Here is a 274-nt window from a genome sequence, read left to right as displayed (position 1 = left end):
GCTGAACATCGAGAACGTGAAGAAGGCCTTTGGGCCGGTCGAGGTGCTGAAGGGCATCAACCTCGAAGTGAACGACGGCGAGTTCGTTGTCTTCGTCGGGCCGTCCGGCTGCGGCAAGTCGACCTTGCTCAGGGTCATTGCCGGACTGGAGGATTCGACCTCGGGCCGCGTCGTCATCGATGGCGCGGACGTCTCGGCCACGCCGCCGGCCAAGCGCGGCATCGCCATGGTGTTCCAGACCTATGCGCTCTATCCGCATCTGACGGTAAAGAAC

Annotated in this window: 1 protein-coding gene; it reads left to right on the top strand. The window is 62.8% G+C overall.

The features are described 5' to 3' along the window. Position 1: 1 nt before the first annotated feature. Positions 2 to 274, top strand: a 273-nt coding sequence (locus EOC94_RS33780; RefSeq protein WP_148128481.1) for an ATP-binding cassette domain-containing protein, incomplete at its 3' end; no start/stop codon positions are given.

The sequence above is a fragment of the Mesorhizobium sp. M6A.T.Ce.TU.016.01.1.1 genome (genome assembly GCF_003997065.1).
Taxonomy (GTDB): domain Bacteria; phylum Pseudomonadota; class Alphaproteobacteria; order Rhizobiales; family Rhizobiaceae; genus Mesorhizobium; species Mesorhizobium mediterraneum.
This window is presented reverse-complemented; position numbering and strand designations above follow the sequence as displayed.